Genomic DNA, 19,352 nt, shown 5'->3' with positions numbered 1-19,352 from the left:
TAGAATCGAACGAACTTTACTGCCGGAGAGACCAGTAAAATGCAGGTTCAACGCGCAGTCATCGCGGCCATCGAATTCCAGCCCGGCGTACCGCTAGTGCAGCAGATCGTCGATCAGCTGTCGGTGGCGATCAACCAGGGCGGCCTGCCCCACGGCTCCCGCCTGCCGCCCATTCGCGAGCTTTCGGACCTGATGAATGTGGGCAAGTCCACGGTGGTCGACGCCCTGGATCGGCTGCGTGCCAAGGGCCTGGTGGTTTCCCGCCAGGGCTCGGGGCATTTCGTACACCGCTCCAGCGCCATGCCCAAACTGGATGCCGGCCCCGACCTGCTGCCTCAGGACACGCTCAGCGTGGTCCGCCGCGCTGTGCTGCAGGACAACGGCGCACTACGTCCCGGCGCAGGTTTTCTGCCTTCCTCATGGCTACCGGCCGATGAGTTGCTCAAAGCCGTGCGCGGGACCCTGCGCGACGCCTCCCTGCGCATGGGTGAATACGGCGTGGCCGCCGGTTATCCGCCGTTGCGCGAAGCCTTGCGGGTCAAGCTGACAGCCATCGGCATCGAGGTGCCGGTGGAGCAGATCGTCACCACCGCCAATACCGTGCAGGCCATCGATATGCTGATGCGCCTGCTGATCAAACCCGGCGACACCGTGCTGCTCGACGACCCGTGCTACTTCACCATGCACACCAACCTGGCCTTGCACGGTGCCAAGGTCGTCACCGTCCACCGGGGTGTCGAGGGCATGGACCTCGAAGCTTTCGAGCGAACAGTCATTGCCCATCGGCCTGTGCTCTACATGACCAACAACAGTCTGCATAACCCCACCGGACACTCGTTCTCGCCGGCGCAGGTCTATCGCTTGCTGGAGTTGAGTCACCGCTACGGCTTCCACATTGTCGAAGACGATTTGTATTGCGACCTGCAACAACGAGGTACCCCGCGCCTGGCGGCAGGCGGGCTGGACAACGTCAGCTATGTGTCCGGCTTCTCCAAGACCCTGACCGCCAACAGTCGCGTCAGCTACGCGGTGCTTTCGCCGCCACTGGCCGCACGCATGATCGGGCTCAAGATGGCCGCCGGCGGCATGACCTCGGAACTGGCCGAGCAGATCGTCTGCAACATGCTCAGCGACGGCAGCTACGCCAAACACACCCGCCGCACCGTGGACCGGCTCTACGACTCGAGCAACCGGGTGACCCGCTGGCTGGAAGAAGCCGGTTGCTCGGTGTCATCGTTGCCCCATGAGGGGTTGTTCATCTGGACCCGATTACCTGATGGGTACCATGCCGAGACCCTGGCCAGGAAAGGCCTGGAAATCGATTTGGTCCTGGCCCCCGGCACCCTGCTCAGCAAAGCCCCGGACGCCGGCCAGCACCTGCGCTTCAACGTCGCCCACAGCGACAGCAGCCAGGTGCGCGAGCGCTTTTTCCGGTTGCTGGATAAACCACAAGAATAGCCGACCACCACCCTCCCCTACGGGGGTTCGGTTTGCCTACTCGGCATCAAACCTTCGAAACATCCATCTTGTACCCCGCCCCGGGTGCGCCTTCGTGCAACGCGCACTGGATATCCGCGTACAAGGCATTCGCCTCAGCCGTCGTGATCGATCGCGAACAATCTCGAAGCACCACCCGGAGCAGTACATTCTCCTGGCCCGGCAACAGCCCGAGACGCTCGACGGCCTGCACAGGCAAGTCAGCGAATCCCCAACGTCCCTTGACCTGCATTTCCTCAATCCATTCGGCGCAGTCACCGGCCGCGAGTAACATTTTTTCGGTCAACACTTCTTCGCTCAACCCCGGTGTGACCGCCAGCGAAATATCACGAGCAATCGACGGCAAACGCGAAACCGCACGCCATGGATTCAAATCGTGCATCTGCGCCTGCACCCGTACATTCTGATCCCGCAGCAAGCGAATATCCGGAATGCCTTTGCGCAGCATCGTCAGCCGATCCAGCCCCATCCCGAGCGCCAACCCACCATGACGCGATGGATCTATCTGCAACCGTTCCAACAACGATTGTGCAATACGACCGCACTCCAGGACCTCGACGGGAGCGCCGTCATTTATCACATTCACTTCGATTCCACCTTCGGTGTAGTGATGCGGGCTGTCGCTGTAGACCCATGGTTTTTCAGGCACGGCGGCCTGAAGAATATCGCCGACCAGGCGCAGCAAATGCTCGTGCGTCGACAGCTGCGGATCACCGAGGACCCAGATATCCATCTGATGCGGCTCCGCGCAATGCCAGCGGTCACGACTGTCTCGGCGAAAGGTGATACCGGGCGCGGCCAGCAATATCGTCTCCCCGGCTGCCGACTACGAGCCGCACGCTGCAGCGCAGAAGGAATCTGACTGGTGGTTTGCGTACGCAACAGAGAGTGCTCATCGACCCAACGGGTATGTTCGCTGCCCAATGTGATTTCAGCGGGGTCATAGCCGAGCAACCCGTAGTTTTCCTCGGCAGACACCACGCGTGGGCCTGTCTGTAGTTGAGCCTGGGGCCAGCCGCTTGCAGCCAGGCGCTGAAGGATTTCATTGAGCAATAGTCGGACGGCATGCTCGGGAGCGCTTTTTTCGGTGAGATCGACCAGTAACAGAGCCTGGTGGACCGCCGCATCGGTCAGGTATTTTTTTGATGCATTCACGCTAACAGCCCTCTAACGACAGTTGACTTCAGGGCTCTTAAAAACCACCCGACAAGGAAATCTAACGACAGAAGTTGAGCGCTCACAACCATGCGAACACTGCTTTGCAGATTTTCAGAACACTCCTTCAGAGACTTCCTACGTACTCATTAACATGCGCCATGAGCGAAAAACACCATAGCCGGTCAACGTCTGCCACCACCGTGCACCTTTTTTTGAGTTCTCGTAACACGCATCAAATACCGGTACAGGTCATCAAACCGTCGTGCTCCACTGCCAGCGGATCGCTAAGAGTGTTTAACGCAGTACCCACAGGCTCATCCTCAAAAATATCAGCGTCGAGCATGAGGTCTCTGTAGGAGCTGCCGCAGGCTGCGATCTTTTGATCTTCAGCAATGTCTGTTCCTGCCAAAGATCAAAATCAAAGATCGCAGCCTACGGCAGCTCCTACAGGGGTTCGGCGTTGTAAACATTGGTGGCAGCGCATGAACTGTCGCCCATAAAAAACCCCGCACATCTCTCGATGTGCGGGGTTTTTCTTCAAGCCTTTGTGCCTTACGGCGCGTACGTCAGCAGCAACTCCGCCGGCACCTTGAAGTCCAGGGACATCATGACGCTCAACGCGGTGATGGTGAAGATCGAGAACACGAACAGCTTACGTGCCCAGACGGTGTCATCCACCGCTTTGTAGCCGGTCCAGGCCATGTACAACCAGTACATGCCCATGGCCGCTGCTACAGCGAGGTAGCTCATGCCGGCGTAGCCGCTGAAGGTCAGCATCAAGGTCGCCACGAGGAACGCCAGGATGTAGAGCAGAATGTGCTTCTTGGCCACTTGAATCCCGCGCTTCACTGGCAGCACCGGAATCGATGCGGCCAGATAATCGTTGAAGCGGAAGATCGCGATGGCGTAGGAATGCGGCATCTGCCACAGGCTGAACATCACCAGCAACGTCAGCGCGGCCATGTCGAAGCTATTGGTTACAGCCACGTAACCGATCACTGGCGGCATGGCGCCGGACAGACTGCCCACCAGCGTGCCGTGAACCGACTTGCGCTTGAGGTACAGGCTGTAGAAGCCGACGTAGATAACAAAGCCGATTACCGCGAACAGGGCAGCCAACGGGTTGGCCACCTTGTACAACAACGCAACGCCGAGAACACCAAGGATGGTCGCGTAAACCAGGGCCAGTTTCAGGGAGATCAAGCCCTGCACCAGCACGCGGTTTTTAGTGCGTTCCATCTTCAGGTCGATGTCGCGGTCGATGCAGTTGTTGAACACGCAACCGGAGGCGACAACCAGGGACGTGCCGATCATGGCTGCCAGAAACACCGCCAGATCGACATGCCCTTTCGAGGCCAGGAAGAACCCGCCTGCCACAGAAAGCACGTTACCGAAAATGATCCCCGGTTTGGTGATTTGGATAAAGTGCTTGAGCGACATCGGGTCTACCTCACTTCGCCATCATGTACGTGTGGATGCTGAACATGATCCACAGCGACAGGCCAACCAGCAGGACAATAACGATCGCGGCGAAAACAAACGCAATGACGTTGTTACGCTGGGCGGCCGAGCGGTCCAGGTGCAGGAAGTACACCAGGTGGACAACCACCTGGATCACGGCGAAAGCCAGAACGATCATCAGCGTGATCGATTTCGGCAACGACGGGTACATCACCAGTGCAAACGGAATAGCGGTCAGGATCACCGAAAGGATGAAGCCGATCGCGTAGGACTTGACGCTGCCGTGGCTGGCGTCGTGGCTGTCATGGGAGTGTGCGTTAGCCATTACAGGGTCCCCATCAGGTAAACAACGGTGAATACGCAGATCCACACCACGTCCAGGAAGTGCCAGAACAGGCTCAGGCAGCTCAGACGGGTCTTGTTGGTCGTCGTCAGGCCGTGCTTGTTGACCTGGTACATCATGATGCCCATCCAGATCAGACCCGCAGATACGTGCAGACCGTGGGTACCGACCAGGGTGAAGAACGCGGACAGGAAGCCCGAACGGCTAGGACCGAAGCCCTCGGAGATCAGCAGGTGGAACTCGTTGATCTCCATGGCGATAAAGCCTGCGCCCAGCAGGAAGGTCATGAACAACCAGCCCAGAACCTGCTGCTTCTTGCCTTTGTACAACGCCAGCATGGCGAAGCCGTAGGTGATCGAACTGAACAACAGCAGAGCGGTTTCGCCCAGCACGTATGGCAGTTCGAAGATGTCGTGGCCCGCAGGGCCACCGGCGACGTTGTTTACCAGTACCGCGTATACCGCGAAGATCGACGCAAACAGAATGCAGTCGGTCATCAGGTAGAGCCAGAAACCGTATACGGTCATCTCGCCCGAATCGTGGTGATGGTCATCGTGCCCATGTTCACCATGGGCGTGTCCAGCATTGGTCACTAAATTCGACATGGTTTAAGCCTGTTCCAACGAGGTTTCAACACGGGTGGCGTTGGCCGGGATTTTCCCTGCCGCGACCAGACGCTTGTGCTGCTCGGCTTCGATACGTTCGATCGTTTCAACCGGAACCATATAGCCTTGGTCATCACGTGCAGCGTGGATCACGAAGTAGACGACAGTGCCTACCAGGCTCGCGATGGCCAGCCACCAGATGTGCCAGATCATGGCGAAACCGAAGACGGTCAACAGCGCGCCCATCACTACGCCAGTGGCAGTGTTGTTCGGCATGTGGATCGGCTCGTACTTGGCCGGTTGCTGGTACGCAGTACCGTTTTCCTTGGCTTCGGTGAACGGGTCGATGCAGTCAGCTTTTGGCAGCACAGCGAAGTTGTAGAACGGCGGTGGCGACGAGGTCGACCATTCCAGGGTGTGTGCATTCCACGGGTCACCGTGATCGCAAACGTTCTCTGGCTTGTTGCGGTCACGCACACTGACGTACAACTGGATCAGCTGGCAGGCGATGCCGACAGCGATCATCACCGCACCGAACATGGCGACGTACAGGTACGGCACCCACTCAGGGTTGGTGGTGGCGTTCAGGCGACGGGTCATGCCCATGAAGCCCAGTACGTAGAGCGGCATGAACGCGACGAAGAAGCCCGAGATCCAGAACCAGAACGCTGCTTTACCCCAGCCTTCGTGCAGCTTGAAGCCGAACGCTTTCGGGAAGTAGAAGGCGAAACCGGCGATGTAACCGAATACCGCACCGCCGATGATCACGTTGTGGAAGTGCGCGATCACGAACAGGCTGTTGTGCAGAACGAAGTCAGCACCCGGGATGGCCAGCAGTACGCCGGTCATGCCGCCGATGGCGAAGGTCACCATGAAGCCCAGAGTCCACAGCACCTGGCTGGTGAAGCGCAGACGGCCCTGGTAGATGGTGAACAGCCAGTTGAATAGCTTCACACCCGTCGGGATGGAAATCAGCATCGTCGCCAGACCGAAGAAGGCGTTGACGCTTGCACCCGAACCCATGGTGAAGAAGTGGTGCAGCCAAACCATGAAGCCCAGTACCGAGATCGCGCCCGAGGCGTAGATCATCGAGTGGTGGCCGAACAGTTTCTTGCCGGTGAAGGCCGAGATGACTTCCGAGAAAATGCCGAATGCCGGCAGGATCAGGATGTATACCTCAGGGTGGCCCCACGCCCAGAACAGGTTGACGTACATCATTGGATTGCCACCAAGTTCATTGGTGAAAATGTGGAAATCCATGTAACGGTCAAGGGTCAGCAGTGCCAGGGTAGCGGTCAGGATCGGGAACGAAGCCACGATCAGAACGTTGGCCCAGGTGCAGGTCCAGGTGAAGATCGGCATGTCCATCAGTTTCATGCCAGGGGTACGCATTTTCAGCACGGTCGCGAGGAAGTTAACCCCCGTTAGCGTCGTACCTAACCCGGACAGCTGTAGCGCCCAGATGTAGTAGTCCATGCCCACGCCAGGACTGTATTGCAAGCCCGACAGCGGTGGATAGGCAACCCAGCCGGTCTTGGCGAATTCGCCGACGCCCAGGGACAGGTTGATCAGTACGACGCCCGATACCAGCAGCCAGAAGCTCAGGGAGTTCAGGAACGGGAAGGCAACGTCACGTGCGCCGATCTGCAGCGGCACTGCAAGGTTCATCAGGCCGGTGAAGAATGGCATCGCCATGAAGATGATCATGATCACACCGTGAGCGGTGAAGATCTGGTCATAGTGTTCAGGCGGCAGGTAGCCAGGCGAACCCTCGGTGGCCATGGCCAACTGGGTACGCATCATGATGGCGTCAGCAAAGCCGCGCAGCAGCATGACCATGGCGACGATGATGTACATCACGCCGATTTTCTTGTGGTCAACCGAGGTCAACCACTCAGTCCACAAGTAGGTCCACTTCTTGAAGTAGGTGATTGCAGCGAACAGCGCCAGACCACCGAGCGCGATCATGGCGATGGTAATCATCACGATCGGTTCGTGGAATGGGACTGCTTCCCAACTTAATTTACCAAACATCGTTTACTCCTCTGCCCCGGCAGCTGAATGCGAACTCGAGTCAATTTCCGTGGCCGCCACTTCTTTCTCTTTCTTCTCGTGCTTCAGTGGCTTGCCCGGCTTCATACCTTCGTACTTGTCGACGATGATCTGGAACTGGTTCGGCGTGACCGAGGAGTAGAGCTCGACTGGGTTGTTCTGGCTTGGCTTGGCAAGGGCTGCGTATTCAGCTTGATCAAGCTGTTTAGGTGACTTCTTGACTTCACTTACCCAGGCGTCGAAATCTTCCTGAGTCGTTGAGATGGCTTTGAACTTCATGCCGGTGAAACCCGCGCCGCTGTAGTTGGCGGAGATACCGTCCATTTCAGCGTTGCGGTCAGCGATCAGGTGCAGTTTGGTCTGCATGCCCGCCATCGCGTAGATCTGGCCGCCCAGACCCGGGATGAAGAACGAGTTCATCACAGCGTCAGAGGTGATCTTGAAGTTGATTGGCGTGTGCGCCGGGAACACGATCTTGTTGACCGTGGCAATGCCTTGTTCCGGGTAGATGAACAGCCACTTCCAGTCGAGCGCGACCACTTCGATGGTCACTGGCTTGACGTCAGACTCGATCGGACGATAAGGGTCCAGTTCGTGAGTCGAGATGTAAGTGATGTAACCCAGGGCAATGATGATCAGGACCGGGATGGTCCACACAGCCACTTCGATTTTGGTCGAGTGCGACCATTTCGGGGTGTAGACGGCGTTCTTGTTCGACGCGCGGTATTTCCAGGCGAACAGGAAGGTCATGACGATAACCGGCACAACGACCAACAGCATCAGCAGGGTCGCGGTGATGATCAGGTTGCGCTGTTCCAGGCCGACCTGGCCCGTTGGATTGAGCAAGGTCATGTTGCAGCCTCCCAGCAACAACGTGCCGAGCAGCGGCACTAGGCCTAGTAATCTGGGGTACCTGTTTTTACTCATCTCACGACCTCTAAAGCAGCTTGCGCAATGCAGTTGGGTTTTGATCGCCAACACTTCACCCTGCCAAGGGTTGGCATTTTCTTTGGATTGAATAAGGGCCGCCCGTCGCGCGTCAGACGCTCGACAAATCCCGGGACAGCGTTAAGTTCTTATTCGAATTCGTGGTCAAAGGCCTTGTTACAGACCAATTCCATTTGGTGCGGAAAGTTGGAAGGCACCGACACCTGGGTGTCTTGTAAGCCTCTCGACTTGCTCGACACCCGACTTCCTGCGCAGCCCTTTAATAAAGTGCTCCTTAATAAAGGCTGAACAGTGCCGGGAATTCAGTGCGGGCGATTGTAGATAGGTAGCGCCCTATACACCATGTCTTATCCCGAAATAATTTTTATCCATTCGAGCAACAATCCATCACCATTTTTGCAAAAGTTCCGCATGTTATCGAAATCGATTCTCAACAAAAACACCAAAAAATGTAGGTGTATCCGCCTCAGTTCAGACAGCTCCGAAGGCTTTTCAGCCTCGGCCTACCCCGCCGTAGCCCCTATATGACAAGGGCTCCGGCAAATCGCCAGGGCCTGTTAAAACTGCCTGTTCGAGGTTTTTCGGTTGTACGGCGCGCACCTGAAACCAGGGCCAATTTCGTCGCGCAGAACTGCGCCAATCAGCCACTTTGAAACGCCCTGCGACACTTGCGCTGTGACAACATGTCGCACACCTGTCGCACCCTCGACTGTCGCACATCACGCTCTTTTTACTTCAGGGCTGAAACAGGCTTTTTACCCACAAAAAATGCCCCGGCCTGCTCAACGAAGGCCGGGGCGTCTCGGTAATCCTGGGAACAGCAGCGGGTTAGCGCAGCGCCCTGCGGTTACGCACCGTCAGCAACGGCACCAGTACCACGATCAGCACGAAAGCCACCAGCGCCCACTGGGCCAGGGACAGCCCGAGGATCGGTGGATACGGGGTGGAACAGAAGCCGTCGACCTGGAACCCCAGCGGGAAGACCTTCGCCAGCGGCAGCCCGTCGACAATCGGCTGCAGTACGTCGATACCGCAGCTGACCGCCGGGTAGAACTGGGTGTAGACGTGATGCCCGGCCACTGCCACACCGGCCAGCGCGCAGATCACTACCAGGGTTTCAAGGATGGTAATACTGCGCCGGGTGCTCATTGCCGCGCCAATGAAGGCAAACACCGCGACCAGCAGCAATGCGTAACGTTGCAGGATGCACAGCGGGCAAGGCGCCTCGCCCAGGACGATTTGCATGTACAGCGCGCCGCCGATCAGCGCCAGGCAGATGATGCCCAGCAATACCAGGTAGCGCCGCTCACGGCCCAACCGCATCGTTTCCTCGCTCATTGCGTTTCCCTTCTGAATTCGATTGACCGGAAGTCTACACGCTGGCCCCTGGCTTGGAGAGCCCCGGGGCGCATGGAATAGATGTCGGGGAATAAACGACAGGGCGGTTAAGAAGGGATTAACGTGGGCTACTGACACAGATGTGCATGTGCTTGCGACCGAATCGCCAGCAGGCTGGCTCCCACATTGAAATGCGCTCAACTGTGAGAGCCTCGGACCGCTGTTCCGCTCTGGGATGCATTCAGAACTGTGAGAGCCAACCTGCTGGCTCCCACATTGAAATGCGCTCAACTGTGAGAGCCTCGGACCGCTGTCCCGCTCTGGGATGCATTCAGAACTGTGAGAGCCAACCTGCTGGCTCCCACATTGAAATGCGCTCAACTGTGAGAGCCTCGGACTGCTGTCCCGCTCTGGGATGCATTCAGAACTGTGAGAGCCAACCTGCTGGCTCCCACAGCGAAATGCGCTCTGTGGGAGCCTCGGACTGCTGTCCCGCTCTGGGACGCATTCAGAACTGTGGGAGCCAGCCTGCTGGCGATGCTTTTGCTCAGTCGCCGTAAATGTCCGACTTGAAGTACTTCTCGGAAATCTTCAGGTATTCGCCATTGGCGCGAATGCCGTCGATGGCGCTGTTGAGCTCGCTGACCAGTTCGGTGTTGCCCTTGCGCACCGCAATCCCCGCGCCCTCGCCCACGTACTTCGGATCCTTCAACTCAGGCCCGACAAACGCATAACCCTGGCCACGTGGCATCGACAGAAAGTCATTCAGCGGAATGGTGTCGGCAAAGATCGCATCGAGACGCCCCGCCGCCAGGTCCATGTAGATTTCTTCGTTGTTGCTGTAGCGCTTGACGTTGATGCCCTTCGGCTCGAACACCTCGGTGGCGTAACGATCGGTGGTGGTCGCGCGCTGCACGCCGACGTTCTTGCCCTTGAGGCTGGCGTACTGGTCATCGACCGTGGCGCCGTCCTTCATTACCAGACGCGACGAGGTGAAGTAGTACTTGTGGGTGAAATCCACTGATTTCTTGCGGTCTTCGTTGATGGTCATCGACGACAGCGCCATGTCGATTTTCTTCACCTTCAGCGACGGAATCAGACCGTCGAACTCACCTTCGACCCACACGCACTTGACCTTCATCTGCGCACACAGGGCATTGCCGATGTCGTAGTCGAAACCGACGATTTCACCTTGGTCGGTTTTCGAGGCGAAGGGTGGGTAAGCGGCTTCGATGCCAATGCGCAGGGTTTGCTCGGCGGCGAACACGCTGGCGCTTGCCAACAGGCTCAGGGCCAGACCGGTGATGAGGGGGAGTTTCTTCATGTTCGTTCTCTCGCGGGTTGTTGTTGGTTTGGCAAGACAGAAGAAAAAGCTGGAACTGGGGACGGCCTTTTTTGTACTTATAATTCCATACTGGACTTTTTTGTACTGATCGTCAATTGGGGGATTGGCCAGTGGTCGGGAGGAGTACCAAGCTGAATTCAATGGTGAAGCTGATGGCCTCTTGGCGGGCAAGCCTGCTCCCACATGGACGGATGTGGCTCACACATTATGGGAACAACACAAGACCTGTGGGAGCGGGCTTGCCCGCGAAGGCGTATCTGAGGACGACGAGGATCTATCGCTTCCAGCGATCCGCAGCGGCATGATCACTGTCGCGCCCTTCAACCCAACGCGGCCCGTCGCTGGTGTTTTCTTTCTTCCAGAACGGTGCACGGGTTTTCAGGTAGTCCATGACAAACGCGCAGGCGTCGAAAGCGGCCTGGCGATGGGCGCTGGCGGCGCCGACGAAGACGATAGGCTCGCCCGGCTCCAGCGCGCCGATGCGGTGCAGCACTTCCAGCTTCAGCAGCGGCCAGCGCTGCTCCGCTTCGATAGCGATTTTGCCGAGGGCTTTTTCGGTCATGCCCGGATAGTGCTCAAGGAACATCCCCGCCACATCCAGCCCATCATTGAAGTCGCGCACGTAGCCGACAAAACTCACCACCGCGCCGACGCCGACGTTGGCAGCGTGCATCGCGTTGACTTCAGCGCCCGGATCGAACGGCGTGGCCTGCACGCGAATTGCCATGGCTCAGCCTCCGGTCACGGTAGGGAAAAACGCCACTTCGTCGCCATCGACCACCGGTTCATCGAGTTGGCAGAGATCTTCGTTGCGTGCACACATCAGGTTCTGCTCGCTCAACACTTCAGCGCCGTCACGCTTTGCCAACAGTGCCCTCACGTCATCGACAGTGGCGAAATCGCCTTCTACCTTTACCGAATCCACGCCCAGCGCTTCACGGTAACGGGCAAAAAATTTCACGGTCAGGTTCATGGCTGCTCCGCTTGAAAGTGCCCGCTCTTGCCGCCGACCTTCTCCAGCAGGCGCACGCTTTCGATGATCATGCCGCGATCGACGGCTTTGCACATGTCGTAGATGGTCAGCGCGGCAACGCTGGCGGCGGTCAGCGCTTCCATTTCGACGCCAGTCTGCCCGGACAGTTTGCAGCGGGCGACGATGCGCACGGCGTCTGCGCCTTCGGCACTGAGTTCGACTTTGACGCCAGTGAGCATCAGCGGGTGGCACAGCGGAATCAGATCGCTGGTTTTCTTCGCTGCCTGAATGCCGGCAATGCGCGCCACGGCGAACACATCGCCCTTGGGATGGCCGCCGCTGACAATCATCTGCAACGTTTCGGGGAGCATGCGCACCAGCGCTTGAGCCGTCGCTTCACGGAACGTCACGGCTTTTTCAGTGACGTCGACCATGTTGGCGCGACCTTGGGAATCGAGATGAGTCAGCACGGGATTACTCCTGATCAGGAGCGTGGATTGTAAACCTGCGGGTCAGATTTCCGCACGCAAGATTGCAAGGCTGCCGCCAAACACCGTAGGAGCTGACGCAGGCTGCGATCTTTTGATCTTTATTTTCAGAAGCAAGATCAAAAGATCGCAGCCTTCGGCAGCTCCTACCAAGATCAAAAGATCGCAGCCTTCGGCAGCTCCTACGGGGCGGCAGGCGCGAAATATGGGCAAAAAACCGGGCGGCTTTTGGGCCGCCCGGTTTTGTGTGGAGAGTTACAGGTGGGTTTCGGCGTATTCAGCCAGGATCGAGCGAGGCACCCCTTGCAGGGTGATGTGCACACCGTTGGGGAAATCCTTGAAGCGTTCAGTCAGGTAGGTCAGCCCGGAGCTGGTCGCGGACAGGTAAGGGGTGTCGATCTGTGCCAGGTTACCCAGGCACACCACTTTGGAACCGGCGCCGGCACGGGTGATGATGGTTTTCATCTGGTGCGGCGTGAGGTTCTGGCATTCGTCGATCAGAATCAGGCTTTGCTGGAAGCTGCGACCGCGAATGTAGTTGAGCGATTTGAACTGCAGCGGCACTTTGCTGAGGATGTAGTCGACGCTGCCATGGGTGTTTTCGTCATCCATGTGCAAGGCTTCGAGGTTGTCGGTGATGGCGCCCAGCCAAGGCTCCATTTTTTCCGCTTCGGTGCCGGGCAGGAAGCCGATTTCCTGGTCCAGACCCTGCACGCTGCGGGTGGCGATGATGCGGCGATAACGTTTGCTGACCATGGTCTGCTCGATCGCAGCGGCCAGCGCCAGAATGGTTTTACCCGAACCTGCAGCACCCGACAGATTGACCAGGTGAATGTCCGGATCCAGCAGCGCGTACAGCGCCAGGCTTTGATAGATGTCGCGTGGTTTGAGCCCCCACGCCTCTTGGTGCAGCAACGGTTCCTGATGCAGGTCGAGAATCAGCAAGCGGTCTTCTTCAATCTCCTTGATCCAGCCAACGAAGCCCTGTTCATCAATGATGAACTCGTTGATGTGCACCGCCGGCAGGTTGTCGATCAGTTGCACCTGGTGCCAGGTGCGGCCATGGTCCTGACGGGTTTCGACCTTGCTCACGCGGTCCCAGAACGAGCCGGTCATGTTGTGGTAGCCGTTGGGCAGCAGGGACACGTCATCGACCAGTTGGTCGGTGCTGTAGTCCTCGGCCGCGATTCCGCAGGCGCGTGCCTTGAGGCGCATGTTGATGTCTTTGGTCACCAGCACCACAGGTTTTTGCGGGTCGCGGGTGTGCAGGTCGATCAGTTGGTTGATGATTTTGTTGTCGTTCAGGTGCTCGGGCAGAATCAGGTTCGACTCAGCCTGCTTGCTCATCAGAATTGACAGCAAGCCCTTCGGTCCGCCCTTCCCGCGCTGGATCGGCACACCCAGTTCGACGTCTTCCGGGGAAGCATCGCCCAAGGTCTTGTCAATCAGCCGGATGGCCTGACGGCACTCGGCGGCCACGCTGTGATGCCCGCTCTTGAGCTTGTCCAGTTCCTCAAGCACGGTCATCGGGATCGCGACGTGGTGTTCTTCGAAATTAAGCAGGGCGTTTGGATCGTGAATCAATACGTTGGTATCGAGTACATAAAGGATTGGCTGGTTGGAAGAAGGGCTACGTCCGTGATCATCCATACTCGGTCACCTTTGTCAGAGCCAGTAGACGCAATACCATGACAGTGCTGCGCCTCGAAGTAGCCACCGAACTCACCTGCGAGGGATCAAGTGAACTGCACACACAATTGGGTCTTGGGAGACGCCACCTGTGTTGCAGGTTTCGGCGGTCTGTCTTCGTAATACTCCAAAACAGGTGACAGGAAAAAGTACTTTGACGCTTTTTTGAAGTTTATTTTTCAGAGTGACGAAAAGCCCTTGGCGTGCAGGCAATGTGCCGTTAAAGTCGGAAGTCCGCCTGCATCGAAATCTCTCAAGATTTCGCCCCTCGCCCAATGTTTACGGGCTTTTGTCCTGTTCAGCGAAAACCGTCCTGACAGTCGTCCCAACCGATCCCGCTGGCCGCCGTTTGCGTGATCAGCCAGGGCAGCGCGGTTTTCACTGCATCCTGTTTCACATTGAAATTGATCACCCCGTGGCGCCACAGCAGCATCAGCGTCAGCACCCGTTGTGCGGCCTGATTGGCCTTGAGCTTGCCCGCGCCGTCCTGGGCGTCGATGTCCCACAGCGCCACCTGCAGGCCCTGCGCCTTGAAGAAGGCCGCCGCGTCCGCGCGACGCTGGCCGTCCGGCGGGCGAAACAGCGGCACGTAGTTTTCCGGCAGCTTGCTTTTGACCAGGTCGGCGCTGCGCCTCACCGAGTCCTGCCAGTCCTGCCAGTGGCTGTGGGAGCGAAATTCCCAACCCTGCACACCGATGCACTGTTGCGAGTAAGTCGCTTGCAGGCTGGACACTGAACGCTCGGCGAGTCGCGCCTGAATGTCCTTGCCCAGCACGAAGAACGTGCCGCTGATGTTCGCCTTGCGCAGGTACTCGGTCACCCAGGCGGAATTGTCCGGGACAGCATTGGCGGCGCTGTCGAAGGTCAGCAGAAACAACCGGTCGTGCATGCTTTCGCCGTTGCGCTCATAGTCGCCAAAACGATCGACTTCGCTGGTGGTTTGCGGGAACAGCGCAGCCTTGCGCAACAGTTCGTCGAGGTACTGAGCGTGGAACAGGCGACTCGGTTCGGCCCATTTGATGTAGTAGCTGTCATCGCTGACCTGAAACTTGGCGGCCTGTTCGCGCAGCGTCGCCATGTCCTCTACCAGAAAGCAGAACGAGGCGTCCTGATCGCAGCTTTGCTGGGCGAAGTTGTAGTTGGTCAGCAGGCGCTGCCACAGGCGCTCGCGCAGCTGATGGACGGCGTCCGAATTGATCGTGCGCAGGCCCAGGCGTTGGGTCAGGCTGGCATCGTCCATGGACTCACTGGCCAGCAGCACCCGCGCGAACATGAGGATCTCGGCGCGCGACGCGACGTCGAACAGGGTCGGGTTGCCGAGCTGTTCGGGCCAGGTGCTACGCTCGAGCGTCGCCACCTCGCCGGGTGCCGCTGTGGCGCCGAGGCTTAAGAGGCAGGCGAGGGCCAGAAATACGATACGCAATGGGATGTCTCCATAACAAAACCCGCGCGGCACTATATATCGGGAAGATCAAAAGATCGCAGCCTTCGGCAGCTCCTACAGGAGCACACCCAATCCCCCGGTGAACCCGATCCATAGGAGCTGCCAAGTGAAACGAGGCTGCGATCTTGCCCCGGATGCCGCACCCCAGTGCCGGTGAACCCGGCCCGTAGGAGCTGCCAAGTGAAACGAGGCTGCGATCTTTTTCCATGACACCACCGATCACCTATCACACCCATAGCTGGAGTCAACGCAGACAACCCCCTAGAATCGCCCCCACGATTAAAGGAGAAGACTTCATGCTGATGGTGATTTCCCCGCCAAGACCCTCGATTACGAAACACCGCCGGCGACCCAGCGCTTCACTCAGCCGCAATACCTCGACCATTCCCAGGAACTGATCCAGCAACTGCGCGACCTGACGCCGGCGCAGATCAGCGAACTGATGCACGTGTCCGACAAGATCGGCGGGCTCAACGCCGCGCGTTTCGGCAGCTGGACGCCCGCGTTTACGCCAGAGAACGCCAAGCAGGCGCTGCTCGCGTTCAAGGGTGACGTCTACACCGGTCTCGACGCGCAGTCCTTCAGCGAAGCCAACTTCGACTATGCGCAAAAACACCTGCGCATGCTCTCCGGCCTCTATGGCTTGCTGCGCCCGCTGGACCTGATGCAACCGTATCGCCTGGAAATGGGCACCAAACTGGCCAATGCCCGTGGCAAAGATCTCTACGCCTTCTGGGGCACGCGCATCAGCGAATGGCTGAACGAGGCACTGGCCGATCAGGGTGACGACGTGCTGCTCAACCTGGCGTCCAACGAATACTTTTCGGCGGTCAAACGCACAGCCTTGAACGCACGGATCATCAACACCGAATTCAAGGATCAGAAGAACGGCCAGTACAAGATCATCAGCTTCTACGCGAAAAAAGCCCGTGGCCTGATGAGCCGCTTCGTCATCCAGGAAAAAATCAACGATCCAGCCCAGCTCAAGCACTTCGATGTGCAGGGTTATCGCTACAGCGCCGAGCAATCGAAACCCGATAATCTGGTGTTTTTGCGCGACCACGCTCCCGAGTGATGCACCGGCTCGGCGCACGATCTCCGTGCGCCGACGTTTGATCGTCTGACAATCCCCTTCGAATCGACGACATTCTGGCGTCAAAAATACAGCGCACCCTCCCCTAACTTTTGTTTCACTCGACACTGATCATTTTTTTCAGTAGTGGCACCTAATTTTTTTCACAGTAGTGGCACAAAACTATCTACTGCGATTAATCGCCTATTTATAAAGGGCGAAAGCAAAAGTGCTATCAAATTGAGACCAGTGCCATCTTTGACAATATTTCAAGAAATTTCAGATTTCGCGATGAGTGGACAGGAACTATGTCCAAATGCATAGCTCATACCACCGGTAACGATTCTCGCCGAGTTTGTACGAGATAACTTACGCAGATAAGGGATTCATGCAGCGAAGTTGTCACATAAACTAGCGCTAACTAATCGCTCATTTGGGCAACACTGAAAGGACTGGAGATAAGCCACACTGCTATCCCCTGCAAGGCCAAGGCCGCGCCCCTATAAACGTGCTCGCCTGAGCACCAAACCGCTTGATCCACGGGCTTTTCGCCTGACATCGAGCGCGCAAGACGATTGCACCAGAGTCTTCCACAAGGAAGATCCGCTGCATAACAGGGCACGTCATAACTATAAGGCCTGGTTGCGCACATCTTGAGTGCACTTATTTAGACACTCGGAACTTCGTATGCCTGCACACGGCATTGTGGCGCCTGTAAGCCGCACTTTCGAGTGCACTAGTGAACGCTGAACACCATTAACTCCGGCCTTCTAAGGCCTGATAAAACACTGAGGTAATTGCGATGCGCATCAGCATATTTGGTTTGGGTTACGTTGGCGCAGTGTGTGCCGGTTGCCTGTCTGCACGGGGCCATGACGTGGTTGGCGTTGACGTTGCCAAAGACAAGATCGACATGATCAACGCTGGCAAATCCCCCATTGTTGAACCGGGCCTGGGCGAACTTCTGCAACAGGGTATCCAGACCGGTCGTCTGCGTGGCACGACCAACTTCGCCGAAGCGATTCGTGACACTGACCTGTCGATGATCTGCGTGGGTACGCCGAGCAAGAAGAACGGCGACCTGGAACTGAACTACATCGAAGCGGTATGCCGCGAGATCGGTTTTGTCCTGCGTGAAAAAACCACCCGTCACACCATCGTTGTGCGCAGCACCGTACTGCCGGGCACTGTTGCCAACGTGGTCATCCCGATTCTCGAAGACTGCTCTGGCAAGAAAGCCGGCGTTGATTTCGGCGTCGCGGTCAACCCTGAGTTCCTGCGTGAATCCACCGCCATCGCCGACTACGACCTGCCACCGATGACCGTCATCGGCGAGTTCGACAAGGCGTCGGGCGACGTTCTGCAATCGCTGTACGAAGAACTCGACGCGCCGATCATCCGCAAGGACATCGCCGTCGCCGAGATGATCAAGTACACCTGCAACGTCTGGCACGCAACCAAAGTGACCTTCGCCAACGAGATCGGCAACATCGCTAAAGCGGTCGGCGTCGATGGCCGTGAAGTGATGGAAGTGGTTTGCCAGGACAAGACCCTCAATCTGTCCCAGTACTACATGCGCCCAGGCTTCGCCTTCGGTGGTTCGTGCCTGCCAAAAGACGTGCGTGCTCTGACCTATCGCGCCGGTTCCCTGGACGTCGAAGCGCCGCTGCTCAACTCGCTGATGCGCAGCAACGAATCGCAAGTGCAGAACGCTTTCGACATCGTTGAAAGCCACGACAAACGCAAAGTCGCCCTGCTCGGCTTGAGCTTCAAGGCCGGCACCGACGACCTGCGCGAAAGCCCGCTGGTGGAACTGGCCGAGATGCTGATCGGCAAGGGTTACGACCTGAGCATCTACGACAGCAACGTCGAGTACGCCCGTGTTCACGGCGCGAACAAAGACTACATCGAGTCGAAAATCCCGCACGTATCGTCCCTGCTCAACGCGGACTTCGATTCGGTAATCGACAACTCCGACGTGATCATCCTCGGCAACCGCGACGAGAAATTCCGCGCGCTGGCCCAGCAAGCACCGCACGGCAAACAGGTCATCGACCTGGTCGGCTTCATGGCCAAGGCCACCGACGCCGGTACGCGCACCGAAGGTATCTGCTGGTAACCGCAAGGCATCTCTTCGGCGCCGCGCAACAACTGTGCGAACCCGCGGTAGGAGCTGACGAGTGAAACGAGGCTGCGATCTTTTCAGGGTCACTTGAGTTCTGAGCGAACCCTGAAAGATCAAGATCAAAGATCGCAGCCTTCGCCAGCGCCTACACAGGTTCACCCGGGTTTCGAGTGAACCCGAAAAGATCGGTGTCACCCGTAACCTTGCAAGTTTTTTGTAAGCCTGCTCTTAACCCCATCGGGCCACCCCACAGGCTCGCCCGAGATAGAGACGGATGCAGATTATGCACAGGCTAAAGCACGGCCTACTTCAGGCCGCCGGTTGGCTGTTCTACCTCAGTTTGTTGATGGGCCTGGCCTTGATGCTGCCCACGTCCACGTTCGACTCCGAGTCGAAGGACTTCATTTTCCTGATTGGCGCCGTGGGTATCTGGCGCTACTCGATGGGTGCCACGCACTTCCTGCGCGGCATGCTGTTTCTGTACGTGGTCTACCCGCACCTGCGCCGCAAAGTGCGCAAGCTGGGCAAGGCGGCGGACCCGTCCCACGTCTTCCTGATGGTCACCAGTTTCCGAATCGACGCGCTGACCACCGCCCAGGTCTACAGCTCGGTGATTCGCGAGGCCATCGACTGCGGCCTGCCGACCACCGTGGTCTGCTCCATCGTGGAAATGTCCGATGAGCTGCTGGTCAAAAGCCTCTGGTTGCGGATGAACCCGCCCGAGCGGGTCAAGCTCGACTTCGTGCGCATTCCCGGTACCGGCAAACGTGATGGCCTGGCCTATGGTTTCCGCGCGATCTCCCGTCACCTGCCG

15 protein-coding genes and 2 pseudogenes are annotated in these 19,352 nt (G+C 57.8%); 4 read left to right on the top strand and 13 right to left on the bottom strand.

What is annotated here, in order from left to right:
• The first annotated feature begins 39 nt into the window (after positions 1-39).
• The gene (locus JFT80_RS09405; protein ID WP_201147670.1) at positions 40-1,458 is read left to right on the top strand and encodes a PLP-dependent aminotransferase family protein; all 1,419 of its coding nucleotides are present in this window, start codon (positions 40-42) and stop codon (positions 1,456-1,458) included.
• A 46-nt stretch (positions 1,459-1,504) separates the two neighbouring features.
• On the opposite strand, the gene JFT80_RS09400 is transcribed toward JFT80_RS09405, so the two are convergent.
• From JFT80_RS09400 to JFT80_RS09340, 13 genes are all read right to left on the bottom strand, one after another.
• The gene (locus JFT80_RS09400; protein WP_242482864.1) at positions 1,505-2,302 is read right to left on the bottom strand and encodes a hypothetical protein; all 798 of its coding nucleotides are present in this window, start codon (positions 2,300-2,302) and stop codon (positions 1,505-1,507) included.
• A gap of 905 nt (positions 2,303-3,207) precedes the next feature.
• Complete coding sequence (gene cyoE, locus JFT80_RS09395; protein WP_053123579.1) at positions 3,208-4,095, bottom strand: heme o synthase; 888 nt, start codon at positions 4,093-4,095, stop codon at positions 3,208-3,210.
• A 10-nt stretch (positions 4,096-4,105) separates the two neighbouring features.
• A complete protein-coding gene (cyoD, locus tag JFT80_RS09390) occupies positions 4,106-4,441 on the bottom strand; it encodes a cytochrome o ubiquinol oxidase subunit IV (protein WP_201147669.1) in 336 nt (111 codons plus the stop codon).
• A complete protein-coding gene (cyoC, locus tag JFT80_RS09385) occupies positions 4,441-5,064 on the bottom strand; it encodes a cytochrome o ubiquinol oxidase subunit III (protein ID WP_201147668.1) in 624 nt (207 codons plus the stop codon). Before cyoC ends, cyoD begins: the two co-directional genes overlap by 1 nt.
• Before the next feature lie 3 nt (positions 5,065-5,067).
• Complete coding sequence (gene cyoB, locus JFT80_RS09380; RefSeq protein ID WP_201147667.1) at positions 5,068-7,098, bottom strand: cytochrome o ubiquinol oxidase subunit I; 2,031 nt, start codon at positions 7,096-7,098, stop codon at positions 5,068-5,070.
• A gap of 3 nt (positions 7,099-7,101) precedes the next feature.
• On the bottom strand, positions 7,102-8,043 hold the full coding sequence (cyoA, locus tag JFT80_RS09375) for a ubiquinol oxidase subunit II (protein WP_008084799.1): 942 nt from the start codon (positions 8,041-8,043) through the stop codon (positions 7,102-7,104).
• An 849-nt stretch (positions 8,044-8,892) separates the two neighbouring features.
• On the bottom strand, positions 8,893-9,402 hold the full coding sequence (locus JFT80_RS09370; RefSeq protein ID WP_122837589.1) for a disulfide bond formation protein B: 510 nt from the start codon (positions 9,400-9,402) through the stop codon (positions 8,893-8,895).
• Positions 9,403-9,949: 547 nt separating this feature from the next.
• Entirely contained in the window at positions 9,950-10,726 is a 777-nt protein-coding gene (locus JFT80_RS09365) for an ABC transporter substrate-binding protein (RefSeq protein WP_201147666.1), read from the bottom strand.
• Between the two features lie 295 nt (positions 10,727-11,021).
• On the bottom strand, positions 11,022-11,474 hold the full coding sequence (gene moaE / locus JFT80_RS09360) for a molybdopterin synthase catalytic subunit MoaE (RefSeq protein WP_201147665.1): 453 nt from the start codon (positions 11,472-11,474) through the stop codon (positions 11,022-11,024).
• Positions 11,475-11,477: 3 nt separating this feature from the next.
• Positions 11,478-11,720 carry a molybdopterin converting factor subunit 1 gene (gene moaD / locus JFT80_RS09355; RefSeq protein WP_096819168.1) on the bottom strand — a complete coding sequence of 81 codons (243 nt, stop codon included), beginning with the start codon at positions 11,718-11,720 and terminating at the stop codon, positions 11,478-11,480.
• Entirely contained in the window at positions 11,717-12,190 is a 474-nt protein-coding gene (gene moaC / locus JFT80_RS09350; RefSeq protein ID WP_201147664.1) for a cyclic pyranopterin monophosphate synthase MoaC, read from the bottom strand. The genes moaD and moaC overlap by 4 nt, the downstream gene beginning before the upstream one ends.
• A 273-nt stretch (positions 12,191-12,463) precedes the next feature.
• On the bottom strand, positions 12,464-13,858 hold the full coding sequence (locus tag JFT80_RS09345; RefSeq protein WP_201147663.1) for a PhoH family protein: 1,395 nt from the start codon (positions 13,856-13,858) through the stop codon (positions 12,464-12,466).
• 337 nt (positions 13,859-14,195) lie between these two features.
• Positions 14,196-15,320: a polysaccharide deacetylase family protein gene (locus tag JFT80_RS09340; RefSeq protein WP_201147662.1), complete on the bottom strand. Its 1,125-nt coding sequence runs from the start codon at positions 15,318-15,320 to the stop codon at positions 14,196-14,198.
• Between the two features lie 317 nt (positions 15,321-15,637).
• Here JFT80_RS09340 and yaaA point away from each other — a divergent pair.
• From yaaA to JFT80_RS09325, 3 genes and pseudogenes are all read left to right on the top strand, one after another.
• Positions 15,638-16,416: pseudogene (yaaA, locus tag JFT80_RS09335) on the top strand (peroxide stress protein YaaA).
• Between the two features lie 799 nt (positions 16,417-17,215).
• Positions 17,216-18,532, top strand: coding sequence for a nucleotide sugar dehydrogenase (locus JFT80_RS09330; protein WP_008087506.1), 1,317 nt, complete (start codon positions 17,216-17,218; stop codon positions 18,530-18,532).
• A 289-nt stretch (positions 18,533-18,821) separates the two neighbouring features.
• Positions 18,822-19,352, top strand: a pseudogene (locus JFT80_RS09325) (glycosyltransferase); the annotation flags it as partial.

The sequence above is a fragment of the Pseudomonas sp. TH10 genome, from assembly GCF_016651255.1.
Taxonomy (GTDB): Bacteria; Pseudomonadota; Gammaproteobacteria; order Pseudomonadales; family Pseudomonadaceae; genus Aquipseudomonas.
The sequence above is the reverse complement of the archived record's forward strand: the minus strand, read 5'-3'. Positions and strand labels throughout refer to the sequence as shown.

What these genes read in the sequence shown, in the direction of transcription:
- JFT80_RS09330 (WP_008087506.1), top strand. Translation starts at nt 17,216, where the DNA reads ATGCGCATCAGCATATTTGGTTTGGGTTACGTTGGCGCAGTGTGTGCC.
- cyoC (WP_201147668.1), bottom strand. Translation starts at nt 5,064, where the DNA reads ATGTCGAATTTAGTGACCAATGCTGGACACGCCCATGGTGAACATGGG.
- cyoD (WP_201147669.1), bottom strand. Translation starts at nt 4,441, where the DNA reads ATGGCTAACGCACACTCCCATGACAGCCACGACGCCAGCCACGGCAGC.
- JFT80_RS09345 (WP_201147663.1), bottom strand. Translation starts at nt 13,858, where the DNA reads ATGGATGATCACGGACGTAGCCCTTCTTCCAACCAGCCAATCCTTTAT.
- JFT80_RS09370 (WP_122837589.1), bottom strand. Translation starts at nt 9,402, where the DNA reads ATGAGCGAGGAAACGATGCGGTTGGGCCGTGAGCGGCGCTACCTGGTA.
- JFT80_RS09365 (WP_201147666.1), bottom strand. Translation starts at nt 10,726, where the DNA reads ATGAAGAAACTCCCCCTCATCACCGGTCTGGCCCTGAGCCTGTTGGCA.
- cyoA (WP_008084799.1), bottom strand. Translation starts at nt 8,043, where the DNA reads ATGAGTAAAAACAGGTACCCCAGATTACTAGGCCTAGTGCCGCTGCTC.
- moaD (WP_096819168.1), bottom strand. Translation starts at nt 11,720, where the DNA reads ATGAACCTGACCGTGAAATTTTTTGCCCGTTACCGTGAAGCGCTGGGC.
- cyoB (WP_201147667.1), bottom strand. Translation starts at nt 7,098, where the DNA reads ATGTTTGGTAAATTAAGTTGGGAAGCAGTCCCATTCCACGAACCGATC.
- cyoE (WP_053123579.1), bottom strand. Translation starts at nt 4,095, where the DNA reads ATGTCGCTCAAGCACTTTATCCAAATCACCAAACCGGGGATCATTTTC.
- moaE (WP_201147665.1), bottom strand. Translation starts at nt 11,474, where the DNA reads ATGGCAATTCGCGTGCAGGCCACGCCGTTCGATCCGGGCGCTGAAGTC.
- JFT80_RS09405 (WP_201147670.1), top strand. Translation starts at nt 40, where the DNA reads ATGCAGGTTCAACGCGCAGTCATCGCGGCCATCGAATTCCAGCCCGGC.